This window comes from Stenotrophomonas sp. SMYL20 (genome assembly GCF_036320045.1).
GTDB classification, from domain to species: Bacteria; Pseudomonadota; Gammaproteobacteria; order Xanthomonadales; family Xanthomonadaceae; genus Stenotrophomonas; species Stenotrophomonas maltophilia_A.
Genome location: NZ_JAWIRT010000017.1, coordinates 13140 through 31439, shown reverse-complemented (window position 1 = coordinate 31439; position 18300 = coordinate 13140). Strand labels below are relative to the sequence as shown.

Genomic DNA, 18300 nt, shown 5'->3' with positions numbered 1-18300 from the left:
AGGCCTTGCAGGATGCGGTGAAATGCACTGGTACTGCCGGAAACGCACCCGAAACCCGGACAGATGCAACGATCTGCCACGCCCGATGTTCAGATCGCCAATCGATGGAGAACGTGGGTCAGCGCAAGCTGGGAACAACCCCGGTCCGGCAGTACACCATCCTCGCCGGGCGCCCCCACCTCGAACCCTTCCTCGACGTCCTCGTAGTACAGCAACCCGTCAGGTAGATGTGCGACCACCCACACCGACTCGATGGTACGCAGCCTGTGCAGTGGCATTGCGCGCAATGGCACACGCAGAGACTCGAAGATGGCTCGATGCCCCGGTGAGCAGTCCTGCAATTGCCGCGCGATCAGGGCTTCCAGTTCTTCGCGGGTGATGGGCAACCAGCTGTCGAGAGGGTCCATTGCAACGCGCCCGATTGAATGTGCACGCCTGAGTGTATCTCCAGGGCCCCGCGCACCGCCTCTTTCCGGATCAGCTTCAACGCGTGTCCCGGCAGCACGTGCCGGCCTGTTGTTGCGTCACCGGCTAGTCGGTGAAGCGGGTCACCACCGCACCGTAAACAATTTTCAATACATTTCAGTTGACAGCCTGAACGCCCCCACCCACACTGCCGCCCTCGCTCCACTCGTACCCAAGGTCCCGCCATGGCTGCTGCCATCCGCCACGACTGGCAACACGACGAACTGCAGGCGCTGTTCGATCTGCCGTTCCCCGAGCTGCTGTTCCGCGCCGCAGCGGTCCACCGCGAGCACTTCGACCCATCGCAGGTGCAGGTCTCCACGTTGCTGTCGGTGAAGACCGGCGGCTGCCCGGAAGACTGCGCGTACTGCCCGCAGGCGCAGCGCTACAGCACCGGGGTGAACGCGCAGAAGCTGATGGAGACCGATGCGGTGCTGGCCAAGGCACGCCAGGCCAAGGCCGCCGGTGCCTCGCGCTTCTGCATGGGTGCCGCGTGGCGTTCGCCGAAGGACCGCGACATTCCGAAGGTGGCGGCAATGATCGCCGGGGTGAAGGCACTGGGCCTGGAGACCTGTGCCACGCTGGGCATGCTCAGTGGCGAACAGGCACGTGCGCTGAAGGACGCCGGCCTGGACTACTACAACCACAACCTCGACACCGCGCCGGACTACTACGATTCGATCATCCACACGCGCCAGTACCAGGACCGCCTGGACACGTTGGAGCACGTGCGCGATGCCGGTCTGAAGACCTGCTGCGGCGGCATCGTCGGCATGGGCGAGACGCGCGCGCAGCGCGTCGGCCTGCTGCTGGCGCTGGCCACGCTGCCGGCACATCCCGATTCGGTGCCGATCAACAAGCTGGTGCAGGTGGCGGGCACGCCGCTGCATGGCAGTGCCGAGCTGGATCCGTTCGAGTTCGTGCGCATGATCGCGGTGGCGCGCATCGCCATGCCGCGCTCGATGGTGCGGTTGTCCGCCGGGCGCGAGGCGATGAGCGACGAACTGCAGGCGCTGTGCTTCCTGGCCGGTGCCAATTCGATCTTCTATGGCGACAAGCTGCTGACCACGGGCAACCCGGAAAGCGAACGCGACCTGGCCTTGTTCGCACGCCTGGGCCTGCAACCGATGGCGGTGCAGGTGGATGCCGAGGGCCACGACCACGGCGGCACCGTGCACGCCGATATCAGCGCCGATGCACCCGGCTGTGGCTGCGCTCACGCGGCCTGAGACGGGCCGCAAGCAGGCGTCGCGGCAACGCGCTACCCTAGCCGCCCCGTCGTCGCATTCAGCCACCATGGCCCGCCCCGACCTGACTGCCCGCCTCCACGCCCAACGCGCCCTGCGCGATGCCCAAGGCCGTCGCCGCCCTCGACGCACGGTCACCCGTCGTGATGGCGTACGCCTGGAAGTGGACGGCCAGTGGCTGACCGGCTTCTGCAGCAACGACTACCTGGGCCTGGCCCAGCAGTTCAGCGTGGTCAACGCGTTGCAGGACGCCGCCGCACGCGAAGGCGCTGGCGCCGGTGCCTCGCACCTGGTCTGCGGCCACCACGCCCTGCACGAAGCGCTGGAACGCGAAGTAGCCGAGTGGCTGGGCTATCCGCGTGCGCTGCTGTTCGGCAGTGGCTTCGCCGCCAACCTGGCGGTGCAGCAGGCATTGCTGAGCGAAGAGAACGATGTCTGCGTACAGGACAAGCTCAACCACGCCAGCCTGCTCGATGCGACACGGTTGGCCGGTGCACGCCTGCGCCGCTATCCACATCTGGATGCGGAAGGCGCGATGCGTCAGCTCAAGCACACGCCCGATGGCGCGGCGATGCTGGCCACCGATGGTGTCTTCAGCATGGATGGCGACATCGCACCGCTGCGCGCTTTGTCGCTTGTGGCACGCCTGCAGCAGGCGCTGTTCTACGTCGATGACGCGCACGGCGTGGGCGTGGTCGGTGATGGCCGTGGTGCCGTGGCCGCCGCCGGGCTGGGCGTGGACGACGTACCGCTGCAACTGGTCACGCTGGGCAAGGCATTGGGCGGGTCCGGTGCACTGGTGCTGGGCCGTGACGACCTGATCGAGCATCTGGCCGAAACCGCGCGCCCGTACATCTACACCACCGCCGTGCCACCGGCGATGGCCGCTGCGGCGCTTGAAGCAGTGCGCCTGGCGCGTCGCGACCACTGGCGCCGCACCAAGCTGACCGACCTGATCGCGCTGTTCCGCAGCGAAGCGCGTCGCCATGGGCTGGACCTGATGGCTTCGGAAACGCCGATCCAGCCGCTGCTGTGCGGCGATGACCATACCGCCGTTGCGATGTCCACGACGCTGGAACAGGCCGGCTGGCTGGTCGGCGCAATCCGCCCACCGACGGTGCCGGAAGGCAAGGCACGCTTGCGCGTGACGCTGTCCGCGCTGCATACGCCGGAACAGGTGCGTGGCCTGGTGGAGGCCATCGCCAGCGCGCGCGATCGCGTGACCCTGGCCGTGCGTGAAGCCGCGCCACCGCCGCTGCCCGCTTTTGCCTGAGTTCCGTGTAGTTCCCCATGCATATTGAAGTGACCGGCCGTGGGCCGGACCTGGTTCTGATCCACGGCTGGGCCCTGCAGGGCGGTGTGTTCGCACCACTGGTGCAGCGCCTGGCGGACCAGTTCACCCTGCACCTGGTAGACCTGCCCGGCCATGGCCACAGCCGCGAGGACACCACGCCGCTGCGCCTGCCGTTCGTGGTCAATGCCATTGCTGCGGCCACGCCGCCGGCGGTGTGGTGCGGCTGGTCGCTGGGCGGCCTCTTCGCGCTGCATGCTGCCGCGACGCTGCCAAAGGTGCGCGGGCTGGCGATGATCGCGGCCACGCCGCGCTTCGTGCGTGGCGAAGACTGGCCGGACGCGGTGGAACCGGCCGTGTTCGAGCAGTTCGGGCGCGAGCTGGCCAGCGACTTCGGCGGCACGCTGGAACGCTTCCTGGCGCTGGACGTGATGGGCTCGGCGCACGCCCGCGAGGAGCTGCGCACGCTGCGCCAGCGCCTGGTCGAGCGCGGTGCGCCCACCGAACGTGCGCTGCTGGAGGGCCTGCGCCTGCTGGAAAGCACCGACCTGCGCGGCGCGCTGCCGACGCTGGGCAGGCCCAGCCTGTGGATCGCCGGCCAACGCGACCGGCTGGTATCTCCGGCGGCGATGCAGGCCGCCGCGGCACTGGCCCCGGGCGGGCAGGCGCTGACCATCGCCCACGGCGGCCATGCGCCCTTCCTCGGCCATGCCGACGAGGTCGCCGCCGCCCTGCAACACTTCGTTGCCGGCCTGTCACCGGCCGATGGCGGACAATGAGCGCCTTCCGAATTCCGCAGGATTGACGCATGGATCTGGGTATCAATGGCCGCTGGGCACTGGTCTGCGGCGCAAGCAAGGGGCTGGGCCTGGGCTGCGCGCGTGCGCTGGTGCGTGAAGGCGTCAACGTGGTGATCGTGGCCCGCGGTGAAGCCGCCCTGCAGGCCGCCGCTGAAGAGCTGCGCGCGCTGGCCGGTGCCGCCGAGGTGCGCGCGATCGCCGCCGACGTCACCACCGAAGCCGGCCGCGTCGCGGCGCTGGCCACATGCCCGCAGGTGGACATCCTGGTCAACAACGCCGGTGGCCCGCCGCCCGGTGATTTCCGCAATTTCGAGCGTGACGACTGGATTGCCGCGCTGGACGCCAACATGCTGGCGCCGATCGCGCTGATCCGCGCCACCGTCGACGCGATGATCGAGCGCCGCTTCGGCCGCATCGTCAACATCACCTCGTCGGCGGTGAAAGCCCCGATCGATATCCTGGCGCTGTCCAACGGCGCGCGCAGTGGCCTGACCGGCTTCGTCGCCGGCCTGTCGCGCCGCACCGTGGCCCACAACGTCACCATCAACAACCTGCTGCCCGGCCAGTTCGACACCGACCGCCTGCGCGCCAACTTCGCCCACAGTGCCGGCAAGGACGGCGATGCTGGCGAAGTGGCCGAACGCCGCCGCCAGCAGATCCCCGCCGGCCGCTTCGGCACGCCGGATGAATTCGGCGCCGCCTGCGCGTTCCTTTGCAGCGCACAGGCCGGTTACCTCACCGGGCAGAACCTGCTGATCGATGGCGGCGCCTACCCCGGTACGTTCTAAGAGACTTTCGCAATGCCGTCCCACTTCGATGCCCGCCATGTCCGCCGCGCGTTCGCCCGCGCCGCCAACAGCTATGACGCCGCCGCCGCCCTGCAGCGCGAGGTGCAGTCGCGGCTGATCGAATCGCTGGACTACCTGGAGGCACGCAAGCCCGAGGTGGTGCTGGACATCGGTGCCGGTACCGGACACGCCAGCGCGCTGATGAAGAAGCGCTGGCCGAAGGCGCAGGTGATTGCGCTGGACGTGGCGCTGCCGATGCTGGACCAGGCCAAGCGCCAGGCCGGCTGGTGGAAGCCGTTCCAGCGCCTGTGCGGTGACGCCGCCGCGCTGCCGCTGGCCGACAACAGCGTGGACGTGATCTTCAGCAACCTGTGCCTGCAGTGGGTGGACGACCTGCCGGCGGTGTTCGCCGGGTTCCGTCGTGTTCTCAAGCCAGGTGGCCTGCTGGTGTGTTCCACCTTCGGCCCGGAAACCCTGATCGAACTCAACGAGGCATTCGCCGCCGCCGATGACCGCCCGCACGTGAGCCGCTTCGCGCAGATCGCCCAGTTCGGCGATGCGCTGATGATGGCCGGCTTCCGCGACCCGGTGCTGGACCGCGACCTGTTCACCCTGACCTACGACGATCTGCCGTCACTGATGCGCGAACTGCGTGCAATGGGCGCGACCAATGCCCGCGTCGACCGTCGCCACACGCTGACCGGGCGTGGCCGTTTCGCCGCTGCGGCAGCGGCGTATGAACCGATGCGCCGTGCCGACGGCAAGCTGCCCAGCAGCTGGGAAGTGATCTATGCGCACGCCTGGGCACCGGACCCGGGCGCACCGATCCGCGAAGGCGGGCATGACGTGGCCTCGGTGCCGGTGTCGGCAATTCCGATCCGGCGCAAGCAGAGCTGATCGTCCGGTAGTGCCGGCCGCTGGCCGGCAACTTCATGATTCCATGCTGGGCATCTGCCGGCCAGCGGCCGGCACTAACGCATTCCACACCGCACGCGAATCGCTCTGGTAGGTGCCAACCTTGGTTGGCACACCCCATCAGATCGCGGTGCCGCCAGCAGTGTGCCGACCAAGGTCGGCACCTACCAAAGGCGGGTATGGGCCGGCACGTGAACCGGGTAGCGCCGGGCCATGCCCAGAGAGCGCAGCGGCACCCTCAGGTATTGGCCGGCGAACTCAGCGGCGGGCGCACCAGGTCGCGGTGGAAGAAATAGATTTCCTGCACCAGGAAGCGCCAGCTGGTGTGGAAGCTGCGGAAGCGCGTGCTGGGCGTGGACGAGGCCAGCGCATCGATGCCCAGCGCCTTGCTCAGGCGCAGCGCGCGCGCCATGTGCAGCGGATCGCTGACGATGATCACCCGGTGCAGGTCGCGCTGGTCCATCAGCCGCTTGGCTTCAACCAGGTTCTGCACGGTATTGCGCGAGGCGGTTTCGATCAGGATCGCATCGTCCGGCACGCCATGTTTCAGCGCATAACGCCGCGCCACCTGCGATTCGGAAAAACGCGCACCGGTGCCACCGTAGCCGCCGGTGAAGATCAGCAGCGGCGCGTACTGGGCCTCGTACAGGTCCAGCCCATGCCGGATACGCTCTTCGAACACCGGTGACGGTTTGGCGTCATAGGCGGCCGCACCCAGCACGATGATGGCGTCGGCCTTGGCGGCCTGGTCACGCTCGCCGACCCAGACGATCCAGGCAGTCACGCCCAGCAGCCAGATCACCAGCAGGACAAACAGCCGCCACAGCCAGCCCAGCAGGCCGGTGCGAGGCCGCTGCCGGTCGCGGCTCACGGCGCACCCCAGCGCAGCGCTGGCAGGTCGACGTTGCCACCGGACAGCACCAGGCCCACGCGCAGTCCGGCGAAACGTTGCGGCTGCGCCAGCACCGCAGCCAGCACGGTGGCCGAGGACGGCTCGACCACCTGCTTGAGCACCTCCCACAGCAGGCGCATCGCGGCCATCGTCGCCGCGTCATCGACCACGATCACCTCGGCACCGGCCGCGCGCAGCAATTCGAAATTGGGCGCGCCGATCAGGGTACGCAGGCCATCGCAGATCGTGTCCGGGGTGAACGCGTCCTGGCGCTCGCCAGCGGCCAGCGAGCGCGCGGTATCGTCGGCACCGGCCGGCTCGGCCAGCACCAGACGGGTCTGCGGGCTGGCGAGCTGCAGCGCCAGCGCAGTGCCGCTGGCGAGGCCGCCGCCGCCCACCGGCACCACCAGCACGTCGAACGGGCCGTCGCTGTGCAGCAGTTCCAGGGCGGCGGTGCCCTGCCCGGCCATCACCGCCGGATTCGTATAGGGATGCACCAGGGTCGCGCCGGTGTCGGCCTGCACCTTGGCGCAGGTGGCCTCACGGTCGGCAATGGTCGGCGGGCAGTGCCAGAGCGTGGCGCCATGGCGCGCAATATTGGCCAGCTTGGCCGCCACCGCACCTTCCGGCACCACCACGTGACAGGGAATGCCCCGGGTACGTGCGGCCAGCGCCAGGGCGGCGCCGTGATTGCCAGAGGAGTGGGTGACCACGCCGGCACTGGCGGAATCAGACTCCAGCGACCACACCGCGTTGCAGGCACCGCGGAACTTGAACGCACCACCACGCTGCAGGTGCTCGGCCTTGAACGCCAGCCGTGCCCCGGCGAGCGCATCGAGCGTGTGCGAGCGCAGCACCGGGGTCACGCTGGCATGCGGGGCGATCCTCGCGGCAGCAAGCAGGACGTCGTCGGCGCGGGGCAACAGTGAATCGCTCATGACGCAAGATTAACGTATGCCCCCGCGCTGGCGACCGGGACACAGGTCATGCCAGCATGCAGCCCTACGCCTCCATTCATCCTGGCCGGCGGAATTAAGGGCCGATTCAACGCTGGCGCCCGAAGCTGACTGCACACCCGTCCTCTGGGGGGACCCACCATGAAAATGCGCCTGATGCTTGCCGGTGGCCTGTTGCTGGCCCTGACCGGCTGCACCACCTACGACTATGTCGGCGGCGGCCGCAGCGGCAGCTACTACCACGGTGCGCCGTCGGTGGAATACCGCTACCCGGCCGGCTACCCCTACAACTACGGCCCCTACTACGGTGGCTATGGCGGCTACTACGGCGGCTACGGCAACCCGTATTACTCGCGCCCGATCTACCGTCCGCCGCACAACCACCGCCCGCCGCCGCGTCCGGGCAATGGCGGCGAGCACCGTCCGCCGCCGCCGTCGCGTCCGTCGTACAACGGGGGTTCGCCGTGGCGGAACATGGACTCCATGCGCCGCCCGCCGCAATCGAACGCCCAGCCGTCGGCGCCCCCGCCGCAGGCCCGTCCGGCACCGGCACCGAGTGCGCCGAGGATGAACGGTTCCCCCTGGCGCAACATGGATCGTGCGACGCAGCGCACAGTTGAGCGCTGAACCGTCTTGCATTTCACACGGTCTAAGCCGCAATCTACGCGGACAGTGACGGCCCGCGTCACAAAGTGACAAAAACGACACGGGCCGCCGCAAAAAGCTCTACGTCGATATCCGACAGGAACATCTGGATCCCCCCTGTTCCGGCCCTGTCGGATGTCGGCACCTCTGAAAACAGACGGCCCCGCAATGCGGGGCCGTTTGTTTTGTTGGGTCGCCAACCGCCGAGGGCCCCAGCGTCAGTAGCTCCACGCCATGCGTGGATGGCGCCTTCCCGACAGCCGCAAAAAAACAGGGCCGGACAGTCCCCCGACTGCCGGCCCTCTGCTCCCCCACCGTGCGCCTGTACCGGCCCCTGTTCCAATTCCGGTCACGGGCGCCTACGGCGCCAGCCACGGTGGGTGCTATTGGGTTATCTGCAAAAATCCTGCCAACTTTAGGGCTGATTTCGGCGCTGGCCGGCCGGCGGCGACGTCCCGGCCCCGAATGGCGCTAAAATCGCCACCCCGGCGCCGCCCCCCCGGTCCGCGCCCGCCCCCAGCTGAACAGCCCCCCATGAACCCGTCCTTCCATCGTTACGACGTCATCGTCATCGGCGGTGGCCACGCCGGCACCGAAGCCGCGCTGGCCGCGGCCCGCACCGGCGTGCGCACCCTGCTGCTGACCCACAACATCGAAACGGTGGGCGCGATGAGCTGCAACCCGGCCATCGGCGGCATCGGCAAGGGCCACCTGGTCAAGGAAATCGACGCGCTGGGCGGTGCGATGGCGCATGCCGCCGACCGCGCCGGCATCCAGTGGCGCACGCTCAACGCCTCCAAGGGTCCGGCCGTGCGTGCCACCCGCTGCCAGGCCGACCGCAACTTGTACCGCATGGCGATCCGCGCCATCGTCGAAGGCCAGGCCAACCTGACCGTGTTCCAGGCCGCCGTGGACGACCTGGTCATCGAAGGCGACGCCGTGCGCGGGGTCATCACCCAGACCGGGCTGCGCTTCGATGCCGAGGCCGTGGTGCTGACCGCCGGCACCTTCCTGGCCGGCAAGATCCATGTCGGCCCGACCCAGTACGCCGCCGGCCGCATGGGCGACCCGCCGGCCACCACGCTGGCCGCGCGGCTGCGCGAGCGCCCGTTCCAGGTGGACCGCCTGAAGACCGGCACGCCGCCGCGCATCGATGGCCGCTCGCTGGACTACAGCGTGATGGACGAGCAGCCCGGCGATTCGCCGCGGCCGGTGATGTCCTTCCTCGGCTCGGTGGACGAGCATCCGCAGCAGGTCAGCTGCTGGATCACCCACACCACCGAGCAGACCCACCAGATCATCCGCGACGCGCTGCACCGCTCGCCGCTGTACAGCGGCCAGATCGAAGGCATCGGCCCGCGCTACTGCCCGTCCATCGAGGACAAGGTGGTGCGCTTCGCCGAGAAGGCCAGCCACCAGATCTTCGTCGAACCCGAAGGCCTGGGCATCGTCGAGATCTACCCCAACGGCATCTCCACCTCGCTGCCGTTCGACGTGCAGCTGGAGATGGTGCGCAGCATCCGTGGTTTCGAGAACGCACACATCACCCGCCCCGGCTACGCGATCGAGTACGACTTCTTCGACCCGCGCGGGCTGAAGGCCTCGCTGGAGACCAAGCTGGTCAACGGCCTGTTCTTCGCCGGCCAGATCAACGGCACCACCGGCTATGAAGAAGCCGCCGCGCAGGGCCTGCTGGCCGGCCTCAACGCCGCACGCCAGGTGCGCGGGCTGGACGGCTGGTGCCCGCGTCGCGACGAGGCCTACCTGGGCGTGCTGGTGGATGACCTGATCACCCACGGCACCAACGAGCCGTACCGCATGTTCACCAGCCGCGCCGAGTACCGCCTGCAGCTGCGCGAGGACAATGCCGACCAGCGCCTGACCCCGACCGGCCGCGAAATGGGCCTGGTGGATGATCGCCGCTGGAGCGCGTTCGAGACCAAGCAGGCCGCCGTCGCTGCCGAGCGCGCACGCCTGGGTGCGCTGTGGGCAACCCCGGCCAATGCACTGGGCCGCGAAGTGAACGAGACGCTGGGCGTGGCGGTCAGTCGCGAGACCAACGTGCTGGACCTGATCAAGCGCCCCGAGCTGGATTACGCCAAGCTGATGCAGGTGCCCTCGCTGGGCCCAGCGGTGGCCGATGGCAAGGTCGCCGAGCAGGTGGAGATCGGCGTGAAGTACGCCGGCTACCTTGACCGCCAGCGCGAGGAGATCGAGCGCCAGCAGCGGCACGAAGCCACGCCGATCGCTGAAGCCTTCGATTACGCGACCGTGCGCGGGCTGTCGGCCGAAGCGCTGCAGAAGCTGGAGCGCGTACGCCCGCAGACCATCGGCCAGGCACAGCGCATTCCGGGCATGACCCCGGCAGCGATCTCGCTGCTGCTGGTGCACCTGGAGCGCGCACGCCGGGGACGCGTGGCGTAACACGAGCGCGATAGATGCCATCCACGCATGGCGTGGATCTACTGCAATGCTGCGCGCGATCCGCTGTTCCGCATACAGCATCGGCTACAGCTACGAACCGTAGCGGGTAGTGGGGGGGGGGGGGGGGGGCCCCCCCCCCCCCCCCCCACCCCCCGCCGGGTGGGGCCCCGCGCGCCCCCCCCCCCCCACACCCCCCTCCTCCCGGTGCGGGGGCCCCCCCCCCCCCCGCCACTACCCTGCGGTGCGCGCGCGGCGTGCAGACCACGCAGGTATCATCGTCGTGAACGCCCTGATTTCCGGAGACTTCGATGAACCCGCTGCGCCCCTTCCGCGACAAGATGCCCGTCCTCGGCGAACGCGTGTACATCGATCCGGCCTGCACCATCATCGGCGACGTGGAGCTGGCCGATGACGTGTCGGTGTGGCCGGGCACGGTCATCCGCGGCGACGTCAACCATGTGCGTATCGGTGCACGCACGAACGTGCAGGACGGCACCATCATCCACGTCAGCCACCACAGCCCGTACAACAAGGCCGGCTACCCGACCCTGATCGGCGAAGGCGTGACCGTTGGCCACGGCTGCATCATCCATGCCTGCACGATCGGCGATTACAGCCTGATCGGCATGGGCGCCTGCATCCTCGATGGCGCCCGCGTGGAGCGCCATGGCTTCGTCGGCGCCGGTGCGGTGATCGGCCCCGGCAAGGTGGTGGGCGAAGGCGAGCTGTGGGTCGGCAACCCTGCACGACCGGCACGCACGCTCAGTGACAAGGAGATCGAGGCGCTGCATTACTCGGCCGACCACTACGTGCGGCTGAAGGACGAATACCGGGGCTGAGCCCCCGACGCTGCCATGCGGCTCTGCTAAAGTCTTGGCCCGACCAGGACCTGTCGAGACCCCCATGCCTGTGGCTGCCCGCCGGAGAGGACTCCGGCGCCCACAACGAAGGCCATCGCGCTGATGGCCGCACCGATGCTCGATACCTACCGCGAGGTGGTGACGCCGGAGGGTGTGCCGCTGCAGTTGCCTGCCGCCGGCCCGGTACCGCGGGCGATGGCCTGGCTGGTCGATCTTGGCGTGCGCATCGCGGCACTGGTGCTGGTGTCCATTCCGCTGGCGCTGCTGGACAAGTTCGGCTCCGGCCTCTACCTGGTGCTGATGTTCCTGGTCTACTGGGCCTACCCGATCGTCTGCGAAGCGTTGTGGGGGCGCACGCTGGGCAAGCGTGCGCTGGGGCTGCGCGTGCTGTCCCGCGATGGCGCGCCGGTAGGCTGGATGGCGGCGATCACCCGCAACCTGCTGCGCACGGTGGACATGCTGCCGTTCGGCTATGCGCTGGGCCTGATCAGCAGCCTGTTCGATCCGCATGGCCGCCGCCTTGGCGATCTGGTGGCGGGCACCGTGGTGGTGCACGCACCCGCGCTGTACCTGCCACCGCCGCCGACCATCGACAGCGTGCTGGCCCCGCCGCAGCCGCTGCGACCAGAGGAACAGGCTGCGTTGATGGCCTTCGCCGAGCGCGCGCCACGGTTGTCGGCGGCGCGCCAGCAGGAGCTGGCCGGTATTGCCGAGCCACTGACCGGCACCCATGGCCAGGTCGGGGTGCTGCGCCTGTATGCGATGGCCAACTGGCTGCTGGGGCGGCGATGAAGCAGGAACAGTTCGTCGCCCGCTACCAGCAGGAATGGCAGGACCTGGAGCAGTGGCTGCTGCTGCGTGCTGGTGCCTCACGCCGCACGCGCCGCAAGGCCAGCGGCCTGGCACTGGACGACACCACCTTCCCGCAGCGCTACCGGCGGCTGTGCCAGCAACTGGCGCTGGCCCGCGAACGCGGCTACAGCCCGCAGCTGGTGCAGCGCCTGCAGCAGCTCATGCAGCAGGGCCACAGCGTGCTGTACCGCACGCCGCCGACGCGCTGGCGGGGTGCCCTGGAGTTCCTGGTGGCCGATTTCCCGCTGCTGGTGCGCAGCCAGGCGCGCAGCATGTGGGTGGCGCTGGCGATGTTCGCGCTGCCGGCGGTGGCCTGCTTCGTGCTGGTGCAGGTCTATCCGGACCTGATCCACATGCTGATGGACAACCGCCAGATCGCCGAGATGGAGCGCATGTACGATCCCGCCGCCGAGCGCCTGGGGCGTGACAGCGGCACCGACTGGATGATGTTCGGCCACTACATCATGAACAACATCAGCATCGCCCTGCGCACCTTCGCCAGCGGGCTGCTGGCTGGGCTGGGCACGCTGCTGGTGCTGTTGTTCAACGGCGTGATCATCGGTTCGGTGGCCGGTCACCTGCAGCACATCGGCCATGGCGACCCGTTCTGGCGCTTCGTGGTCGGCCACGGTGCCTTCGAGCTGACCGCGATCGTGATCGCCGGCGGTGCCGGTCTGCAGCTGGGCATGAAGCTGCTGGCACCGGGTCGGCGCAGCCGCCTGGATGCACTGGTCGAAGGCGGCCGCATCGGCGCACGGCTGTGCCTCGGCGTCGCCTTCATGCTGCTGGTGGCCGCCTTCATCGAAGCCTTCTGGTCCTCGCTTGCCGAAGTACCGGCGTGGGGCAAGTTCAGCGTGGCCGGTGTGTTGTGGGCCGGCGTGCTGCTGTGGCTGTGGCGCGGCGGACGTGGAGGCGGCCATGCGCATTGACCGCCTGGACGTGGCGCTGCGCGCCCGCAGTGGCTGGGAAGCGATGGAGCTGGGCACCGCCCTGTCCCGCCGTCACGCGCGTGCGCTGTGGGGCAGCTGGCTGCTGGCCAGTGCACCGCTGTTCGTGATCTTCAACGCGCTGGGCTGGTGGCTGGATGCCTTCGGCTGGGCCTGGCTAGCGATGTGGTGGTGCAAGCCGCTGTTCGAACGCGCGCCGCTGTACGTGCTGTCGCGCGGCATTTTCGGTGAGCCGGTCGGCACGCTGGCCGCGCTGCGCGCGCAGCGCCACTGGGGCAACACCGGTTTCTGGGGCTACCTGGGCTGGCGCCGCTTCAGCGTGCTGCGCAGCCTGTGCCTGCCGGTGAACCTGCTGGAAGGCAACACACCGGGCCAGCGCGGCCCACGCCGTCGTGCGGTGGCAGCCGGCGCAGTGGGCGCGGCACTGGTACTGACGGTGACCTGCCTGGCGTTCGAAGCCGTGTTGGTATCCGGCGCGATCGGTGCGGTGTTCATGTTCATGCCACTGGAGCTGATGTCCGAATCGTGGCGTGCGGCGTGGGACATGATTGGCAAGGACACGCCGGCATGGGCACGGCTGGGCTTCAACCTGGCGTGCTGGCTGGCCTCGGTGCTGATCGGCCCGTTCTTCGTCGGTGCGGGCTTTGGCCTGTACCTGAACCGTCGAACGCAGATGGAAGCCTGGGACGTCGAAATCGCCCTGCGCCGCCTGCGCGAGCGGCTGCTGCCGGCAGCATCGACGCTGGCGCTGCTGCTGTGGCTGGCACTGCCGCTGGTGTCCGCACCGGTGCATGCGCAGGACGCGCAGACGGTCGCGGAGCAGGCCGGCGATGCCGAAGAGGACGAAGACAGTGCGGAAGAACCGGCCACCGCGGCCAACGACCCCGCCAATACGCCGGCAATGATCTTCGGTACAGCGCCGGTGGACACCGCCGGTTTCCGTCAGGCAGTGAACCGCGCCTATGGAGACCCGCTGCAGCGCCCGACCCGCCAGGTCACCCGCTGGAAGCCGATCGAGCAGGCCGAGGAAAAAAAGAAGGAAGACAAGCAGCTGCAGCGTGAGACCAACAGCAAAGGTGAACGCAAAGCGCGCAAGGACGGCATCGCCTGGCTGGCACGGCTGGCCGAATGGGGCCTTTGGGGCCTGCTCGGCATCCTGCTGCTGGTGCTGCTGCTGACCGCGCGGCTGTGGCTGCCGTGGCTGCGTGGCAGTGGCCGGCGCAAGGCCGACGCTGCACCGAAGGTGCTGGAGGAGCAGGTGGAGTTGCCGGTGGTGCTGCCGCCGGACGTGGCCACCCAGGCCGGCCTGCTCTGGGACCAGGGCCGGCCGCGGCAGGCGCTGGCCCTGCTGTACCGCGCCAGCGTGCGCACGGTGGGCGAGCGCAGCGGTATCGCGCTTCCACCCGGTGCCACCGAAGCGCAATGCCTGCGCGCATCGCGACGCATGCCCCAGGCCAGCGACCGTGACCTGTTCGCGCGCATCGTGCGCATGTGGCAGTACGCCGCCTACGGTGGCCGCCTGCCCAGCCGCGCCGATTTCGATGCATTGGCCGATACCCTGCGCCAGCAGTACGGATGGCAGGCATGAGTCCGCGCCTGTTCTGGTCGCTGCTGCTGGGCTTGCTGGTGCTGCTCGGTGTGCCGCTGACCATCCTCTACCTGCGCACGCACGAACGGGTGACCGAGACGATCCGGCTGCCGCCACAGGGCGAGGCCGCCTACAACCCGCTGTACGTGCTCGGCCAGGCCCTGCGCGCCGATGGCATCGACGTGCATTCGCGACCGCGGCTGGAGTTGCAGCAGATGACGCTGGGGCGCCACGACACGGTGGTGCTGCTGCAGGACAGCAGCGAACTGCCGCCGCCCGTCGCCAGCGCACTGCTGGACTGGGTCGACGGGGGTGGTCACCTGCTGGTACGTACACCGCCGCCGGCCGAGGACGATGCCGGCAGCACACAGGGCCCCCTGCTGGACCGGCTGGGCGTGGACAGCCTGTTCCAGCGCAGCGACTGCCAGCCGTTCCATGTCGACGACGATCCGGGCCACGTCGAATTCTGTGGTGGCCGCCGCTTCACCCTGGGCTTTGCCGCCAGTGCGCAGGCCGAACGCCGCTGGGGCACTGATCGCGACCTGGTGTTCGCGCGCCTGCGCCACGGCCAGGGCAGAGTGAGCGTGCTGGCCGACATGGAGTTCATGCGCAGCGAAGTGGACTCACCGGCAGCGCGCCTGGCGTCGGCAGGTGGCGGGGCCAGCGACGGCCTGCACGACGCGTCGCATCGCGACCTGACCCGCTACCTGCTCGATCCGAACTATGGCAAGGGTGCGGTCTGGCTGGTCTATGCCAGCCGCCCGCCGTCGCTGTGGTCGCGCATGTTCTATCAGGGCTGGCCGTTGTGGGTGCCGTTGCTGCTGGCCCTGCTGGGCTGGCTGTGGGGCCGTTCGCAGCGCTTCGGCAGCCTGCTGCCGTCGCCGGTGCTGGAACGTCGTTCACTGCTGGAGCACGTGCGTGCCAGTGGCGAACTGCTGCTGCGCTTCGGTCACGACATACGCCTGTACGAGGCCGTGCTCGCCCTGTTCCTGCACCGCCTGCGCCTGCGCGCACCGATTGCCGCCGCATTGGATGGTGCGCCGCGCGATCAGGCCATCGCCGAGCTGCTGAAGTGGCCGCAGGGCCGCGTCGCCAGCGCACTCACGCCCCCACCGCCGCACGATTCCTCCGCCCTGCGCGAGCGCATCCGCTTGCTGCTCCAGATGAGATCCCTGCTATGACCGAAGTCCCCGAGCTGCCGGCGGCCGCCAACGCCCGCCTGATCGAACGCGTCGATGCCATCCGCGATGCCGTCGGCCACGCCTTCATCGGCCAGGCCGATGTGCTGGACCAGATCCTGGTGGCGCTGCTTGCCGGTGGTCACGTGCTGATCGAGGGCGTGCCCGGGCTGGGCAAGACCCTGCTGGTGCGCGCACTGGCACAGGCCCTGGAGCTGGATTACGGGCGTGTACAGTTCACCCCCGACCTGATGCCCAGCGACGTCAGTGGCCACGCGGTGTACGACCCGAAGAGCGAGAGCTTCAAGATCCGCCGCGGCCCGGTGTTCACCAACCTGCTGCTGGCCGACGAGATCAACCGTGCACCCGCCAAGACCCAGTCGGCGCTGCTGGAAGTGATGCAGGAAGGCCAGGTGACCATCGAAGGCAAGGCCTTCACCCTGGCGCCGCCGTTCATGGCGCTGGCCACGCAGAACCCGCTGGAGCAGGAAGGCACCTACCCGCTGCCGGAAGCACAGCTGGACCGCTTCCTGCTGAAGGTGCTGATCGACTACCCGCAGCTGGAGGACGAGAAGCGCATGGTGACCGCGATCACCAGCGGCCGCGCCGCCAGCGATTTCGACCTGAGCCAGGTGCCACGCGTGCTCGGTGCTGGTGAGCTGCTGGAACTGCAGCGCGCTACTGCGGCGATCACCGTCGACGACGAAGTGATCGACTACGCGGTGCGGATTGTGGCGGCCACAAGGCAGTGGCCGGGTATCGCGGTCGGCGCTGGCCCGCGTGGCAGCATCGCACTGGTGCGTGCCTCGCGCGCGCAGGCGGTGCTGGCCGGTCGTGATTTCGTCACTCCGGATGATGTGCGCGACATCGCACGCCCGGCGCTGCGCCACCGCATCGCGCTGGCCCCGGAACTGCAGATCGAAGGCCAGGACGCCGACGACGTGCTGGGCGCGCTGCTGGCCAAGGTGGAAGCGCCGCGCCGATGAGGCCGGCCCCGCTGCTGCTGGCACTGCTGCTGGCCTGGGCTGCCCAGGGCGGTCTGGTGCTGGGCGGTCTGCTGCCGCGCTGGAGCTGGGCGCTGGCGGCGCTGGCGATTGCCGTGCCGGCGCTGGTGGATCTATGGCGCCAGTGGCGGCGTCCGTCGCCGCAGGTGCAGCGCGAACTGCCCGAAGCGCTGGCACTGGGCGTGCGCCGCGAGGCTGCACTGCGGCTGCAGGCGGACGCACCGATGACGGTGCAGGTGTTCGACCTGGTGCCCGGTGGCTGGCCGCTGGAAGCGCTGCCGCAGCGCGTGCGCCTGCAGGCCGGCAGTGCTTCCACCCTGCACTACCACTTGCAGCCGCTGCAGCGTGGGCATTTCCGCTTCGAAGGCGTGCACCTGCGCATGCGTTCGCCGTGGCGGCTGTGGTGGCAGCAACGCACGCTGCCGCCCGCACTGGACGTGCGGGTCTATCCGAACTTCGTGCCGCTCACCCGCTTTGCCCTGTTCAGTGCCGACCAGGCCTCGCGGCTGGTCGGTGCACACGTGAAGCGCCGCCGCGGCGAAGGCACCGACTTCCACCAGATGCGCGAGTACCGCATCGGCGACAGCCTGCGCCAGCTCGACTGGAAGGCCACCGCGCGTGCGCGCAAGCTGATCTCGCGCGAATACCAGGACGAGAAGAACCAGCAGCTGCTGCTGATGCTCGACAGCGGTCGGCGCATGCTGGCCAGCGAAGGCGGGCTCTCGCACTTCGACCATGCCTTGAACGCCTCGCTGGTGGTTGCCTACCTGGCGCTGCGCCAGGGCGACGCCGCCGGCCTGTTCGCCACCGGTGGCGAGCGCCGTTGGGTGGCGCCGCAGCGCGGCATGGGCACCGTCGAGCACCTGCTGCGCGCCAGCTACGACCTGCAGCCACGCGCGGTGGCCACCGACTACCTGGCCGCCGCCACCGAAGTGTCGCTGCGCCAGCGCCGGCGTGCGCTGGTGATGCTGGTCAGCAATGTGCGCGACGAAGACATCGAAGACCTGCTGGCGGCGGTGCGCCTGCTGCAGCAGCGCCACCTGGTATGCGTGGCCAGCCTGCGCGAGCGTGAGCTGGACGGCGTGCTGGACAGCGAAGTGCAGACACTGGAAGACGCCACCCAGGCCGGTGCAGCGGCGCTGTACCTGCAGCAGCGCGCGAAGGCGCATGAGGCGCTGCGCAGCGAGAAGGTGATGGTGCTGGACGTAACCGCCGATGCCCTGCCCGGTGCGCTGGTGGAACGCTACCTGGCGGTGAAGCGCGAAGGGCTGCTCTGATACCAGCGATCGCTCTGGTGGGGGCCAACAACGGTTGCCGGCCAGCGGCCGGCACTACCCCTGAAACAACCAACGCATCGCTCTGGTAGGTGCCAACCTTGGTTGGCACGAATCCCACGGCGCCGACCAAGGTCGGCCACTACCCCTGCAACAACCGACGCACCGCTCTGG

17 protein-coding genes are annotated in these 18300 nt (G+C 69.0%); 14 read left to right on the top strand and 3 right to left on the bottom strand.

Features of this window, described 5'->3' with window-relative positions; genetic code table 11:
• Positions 1–89 precede the first annotated feature (89 nt).
• A complete protein-coding gene (locus tag V3B48_RS13980; RefSeq protein ID WP_049400858.1) occupies positions 90–407 on the bottom strand; it encodes a hypothetical protein in 318 nt (105 codons plus the stop codon).
• Between the two features lie 243 nt (positions 408–650).
• Here V3B48_RS13980 and bioB point away from each other — a divergent pair, with 243 nt between their 5' ends.
• From bioB to bioC, 5 genes are all read left to right on the top strand, one after another.
• Complete coding sequence (bioB, locus tag V3B48_RS13975) at positions 651–1694, top strand: biotin synthase BioB (RefSeq protein WP_197615676.1); 1044 nt, start codon at positions 651–653, stop codon at positions 1692–1694.
• 67 nt (positions 1695–1761) lie between these two features.
• Positions 1762–2985, top strand: coding sequence for an 8-amino-7-oxononanoate synthase (bioF, locus tag V3B48_RS13970; RefSeq protein ID WP_329893910.1), 1224 nt, complete (start codon positions 1762–1764; stop codon positions 2983–2985).
• A gap of 17 nt (positions 2986–3002) precedes the next feature.
• The gene (bioH, locus tag V3B48_RS13965; RefSeq protein WP_329893909.1) at positions 3003–3782 is read left to right on the top strand and encodes a pimeloyl-ACP methyl ester esterase BioH; all 780 of its coding nucleotides are present in this window, start codon (positions 3003–3005) and stop codon (positions 3780–3782) included.
• Between the two features lie 29 nt (positions 3783–3811).
• A complete protein-coding gene (locus V3B48_RS13960; RefSeq protein WP_329893908.1) occupies positions 3812–4591 on the top strand; it encodes an SDR family oxidoreductase in 780 nt (259 codons plus the stop codon).
• A gap of 12 nt (positions 4592–4603) precedes the next feature.
• Positions 4604–5488: a malonyl-ACP O-methyltransferase BioC gene (bioC, locus tag V3B48_RS13955; protein WP_164080493.1), complete on the top strand. Its 885-nt coding sequence runs from the start codon at positions 4604–4606 to the stop codon at positions 5486–5488.
• Between the two features lie 256 nt (positions 5489–5744).
• Here bioC and V3B48_RS13950 read toward each other — a convergent pair whose 3' ends face one another.
• Together V3B48_RS13950 and V3B48_RS13945 are read right to left on the bottom strand one after the other, a co-directional pair.
• The gene (locus tag V3B48_RS13950) at positions 5745–6389 is read right to left on the bottom strand and encodes a YdcF family protein (RefSeq protein ID WP_329893964.1); all 645 of its coding nucleotides are present in this window, start codon (positions 6387–6389) and stop codon (positions 5745–5747) included.
• A complete protein-coding gene (locus V3B48_RS13945) occupies positions 6374–7336 on the bottom strand; it encodes a pyridoxal-phosphate dependent enzyme (RefSeq protein ID WP_329893907.1) in 963 nt (320 codons plus the stop codon). Before V3B48_RS13945 ends, V3B48_RS13950 begins: the two co-directional genes overlap by 16 nt.
• 159 nt (positions 7337–7495) lie before the next feature.
• On the opposite strand from V3B48_RS13945, the gene V3B48_RS13940 reads away from it, so the two are divergent.
• From V3B48_RS13940 to V3B48_RS13900, 9 genes are all read left to right on the top strand, one after another.
• Positions 7496–7981 carry a hypothetical protein gene (locus tag V3B48_RS13940; RefSeq protein ID WP_019337023.1) on the top strand — a complete coding sequence of 162 codons (486 nt, stop codon included), beginning with the start codon at positions 7496–7498 and terminating at the stop codon, positions 7979–7981.
• A 552-nt stretch (positions 7982–8533) separates the two neighbouring features.
• On the top strand, positions 8534–10423 hold the full coding sequence (mnmG, locus tag V3B48_RS13935; protein WP_049400865.1) for a tRNA uridine-5-carboxymethylaminomethyl(34) synthesis enzyme MnmG: 1890 nt from the start codon (positions 8534–8536) through the stop codon (positions 10421–10423).
• Between the two features lie 308 nt (positions 10424–10731).
• Entirely contained in the window at positions 10732–11262 is a 531-nt protein-coding gene (locus tag V3B48_RS13930) for a gamma carbonic anhydrase family protein (RefSeq protein ID WP_032129113.1), read from the top strand.
• Positions 11263–11385: 123 nt separating this feature from the next.
• Positions 11386–12075, top strand: coding sequence for an RDD family protein (locus V3B48_RS13925; RefSeq protein ID WP_049400866.1), 690 nt, complete (start codon positions 11386–11388; stop codon positions 12073–12075).
• Positions 12072–13064 (top strand): stage II sporulation protein M, encoded by a 993-nt coding sequence (locus V3B48_RS13920; protein WP_032129115.1) that lies wholly within the window; start codon positions 12072–12074, stop codon positions 13062–13064. Before V3B48_RS13925 ends, V3B48_RS13920 begins: the two co-directional genes overlap by 4 nt.
• Complete coding sequence (locus V3B48_RS13915; protein WP_329893906.1) at positions 13054–14670, top strand: DUF4129 domain-containing protein; 1617 nt, start codon at positions 13054–13056, stop codon at positions 14668–14670. Before V3B48_RS13920 ends, V3B48_RS13915 begins: the two co-directional genes overlap by 11 nt.
• Positions 14667–15851, top strand: a complete 1185-nt coding sequence (locus V3B48_RS13910) for a DUF4350 domain-containing protein (RefSeq protein ID WP_329893905.1) — start codon at positions 14667–14669, stop codon at positions 15849–15851. Before V3B48_RS13915 ends, V3B48_RS13910 begins: the two co-directional genes overlap by 4 nt.
• Complete coding sequence (locus V3B48_RS13905) at positions 15848–16834, top strand: MoxR family ATPase (protein ID WP_005411535.1); 987 nt, start codon at positions 15848–15850, stop codon at positions 16832–16834. The genes V3B48_RS13910 and V3B48_RS13905 overlap by 4 nt, the downstream gene beginning before the upstream one ends.
• A complete protein-coding gene (locus tag V3B48_RS13900) occupies positions 16831–18129 on the top strand; it encodes a DUF58 domain-containing protein (protein ID WP_329893904.1) in 1299 nt (432 codons plus the stop codon). Before V3B48_RS13905 ends, V3B48_RS13900 begins: the two co-directional genes overlap by 4 nt.
• Positions 18130–18300: the final 171 nt, after the last annotated feature.

Excerpts from the sequence above, each read along its gene's own strand:
- V3B48_RS13980 (WP_049400858.1), bottom strand. The coding sequence starts at position 407 with ATGGACCCTCTCGACAGCTGGTTGCCCATCACCCGCGAAGAACTGGAA.
- bioB (WP_197615676.1), top strand. The coding sequence starts at position 651 with ATGGCTGCTGCCATCCGCCACGACTGGCAACACGACGAACTGCAGGCG.
- bioF (WP_329893910.1), top strand. The coding sequence starts at position 1,762 with ATGGCCCGCCCCGACCTGACTGCCCGCCTCCACGCCCAACGCGCCCTG.
- bioH (WP_329893909.1), top strand. The coding sequence starts at position 3,003 with ATGCATATTGAAGTGACCGGCCGTGGGCCGGACCTGGTTCTGATCCAC.
- V3B48_RS13960 (WP_329893908.1), top strand. The coding sequence starts at position 3,812 with ATGGATCTGGGTATCAATGGCCGCTGGGCACTGGTCTGCGGCGCAAGC.
- bioC (WP_164080493.1), top strand. The coding sequence starts at position 4,604 with ATGCCGTCCCACTTCGATGCCCGCCATGTCCGCCGCGCGTTCGCCCGC.
- V3B48_RS13945 (WP_329893907.1), bottom strand. The coding sequence starts at position 7,336 with ATGAGCGATTCACTGTTGCCCCGCGCCGACGACGTCCTGCTTGCTGCC.
- V3B48_RS13940 (WP_019337023.1), top strand. The coding sequence starts at position 7,496 with ATGAAAATGCGCCTGATGCTTGCCGGTGGCCTGTTGCTGGCCCTGACC.
- mnmG (WP_049400865.1), top strand. The coding sequence starts at position 8,534 with ATGAACCCGTCCTTCCATCGTTACGACGTCATCGTCATCGGCGGTGGC.
- V3B48_RS13930 (WP_032129113.1), top strand. The coding sequence starts at position 10,732 with ATGAACCCGCTGCGCCCCTTCCGCGACAAGATGCCCGTCCTCGGCGAA.
- V3B48_RS13925 (WP_049400866.1), top strand. The coding sequence starts at position 11,386 with ATGGCCGCACCGATGCTCGATACCTACCGCGAGGTGGTGACGCCGGAG.
- V3B48_RS13920 (WP_032129115.1), top strand. The coding sequence starts at position 12,072 with ATGAAGCAGGAACAGTTCGTCGCCCGCTACCAGCAGGAATGGCAGGAC.
- V3B48_RS13915 (WP_329893906.1), top strand. The coding sequence starts at position 13,054 with ATGCGCATTGACCGCCTGGACGTGGCGCTGCGCGCCCGCAGTGGCTGG.
- V3B48_RS13910 (WP_329893905.1), top strand. The coding sequence starts at position 14,667 with ATGAGTCCGCGCCTGTTCTGGTCGCTGCTGCTGGGCTTGCTGGTGCTG.
- V3B48_RS13905 (WP_005411535.1), top strand. The coding sequence starts at position 15,848 with ATGACCGAAGTCCCCGAGCTGCCGGCGGCCGCCAACGCCCGCCTGATC.
- V3B48_RS13900 (WP_329893904.1), top strand. The coding sequence starts at position 16,831 with ATGAGGCCGGCCCCGCTGCTGCTGGCACTGCTGCTGGCCTGGGCTGCC.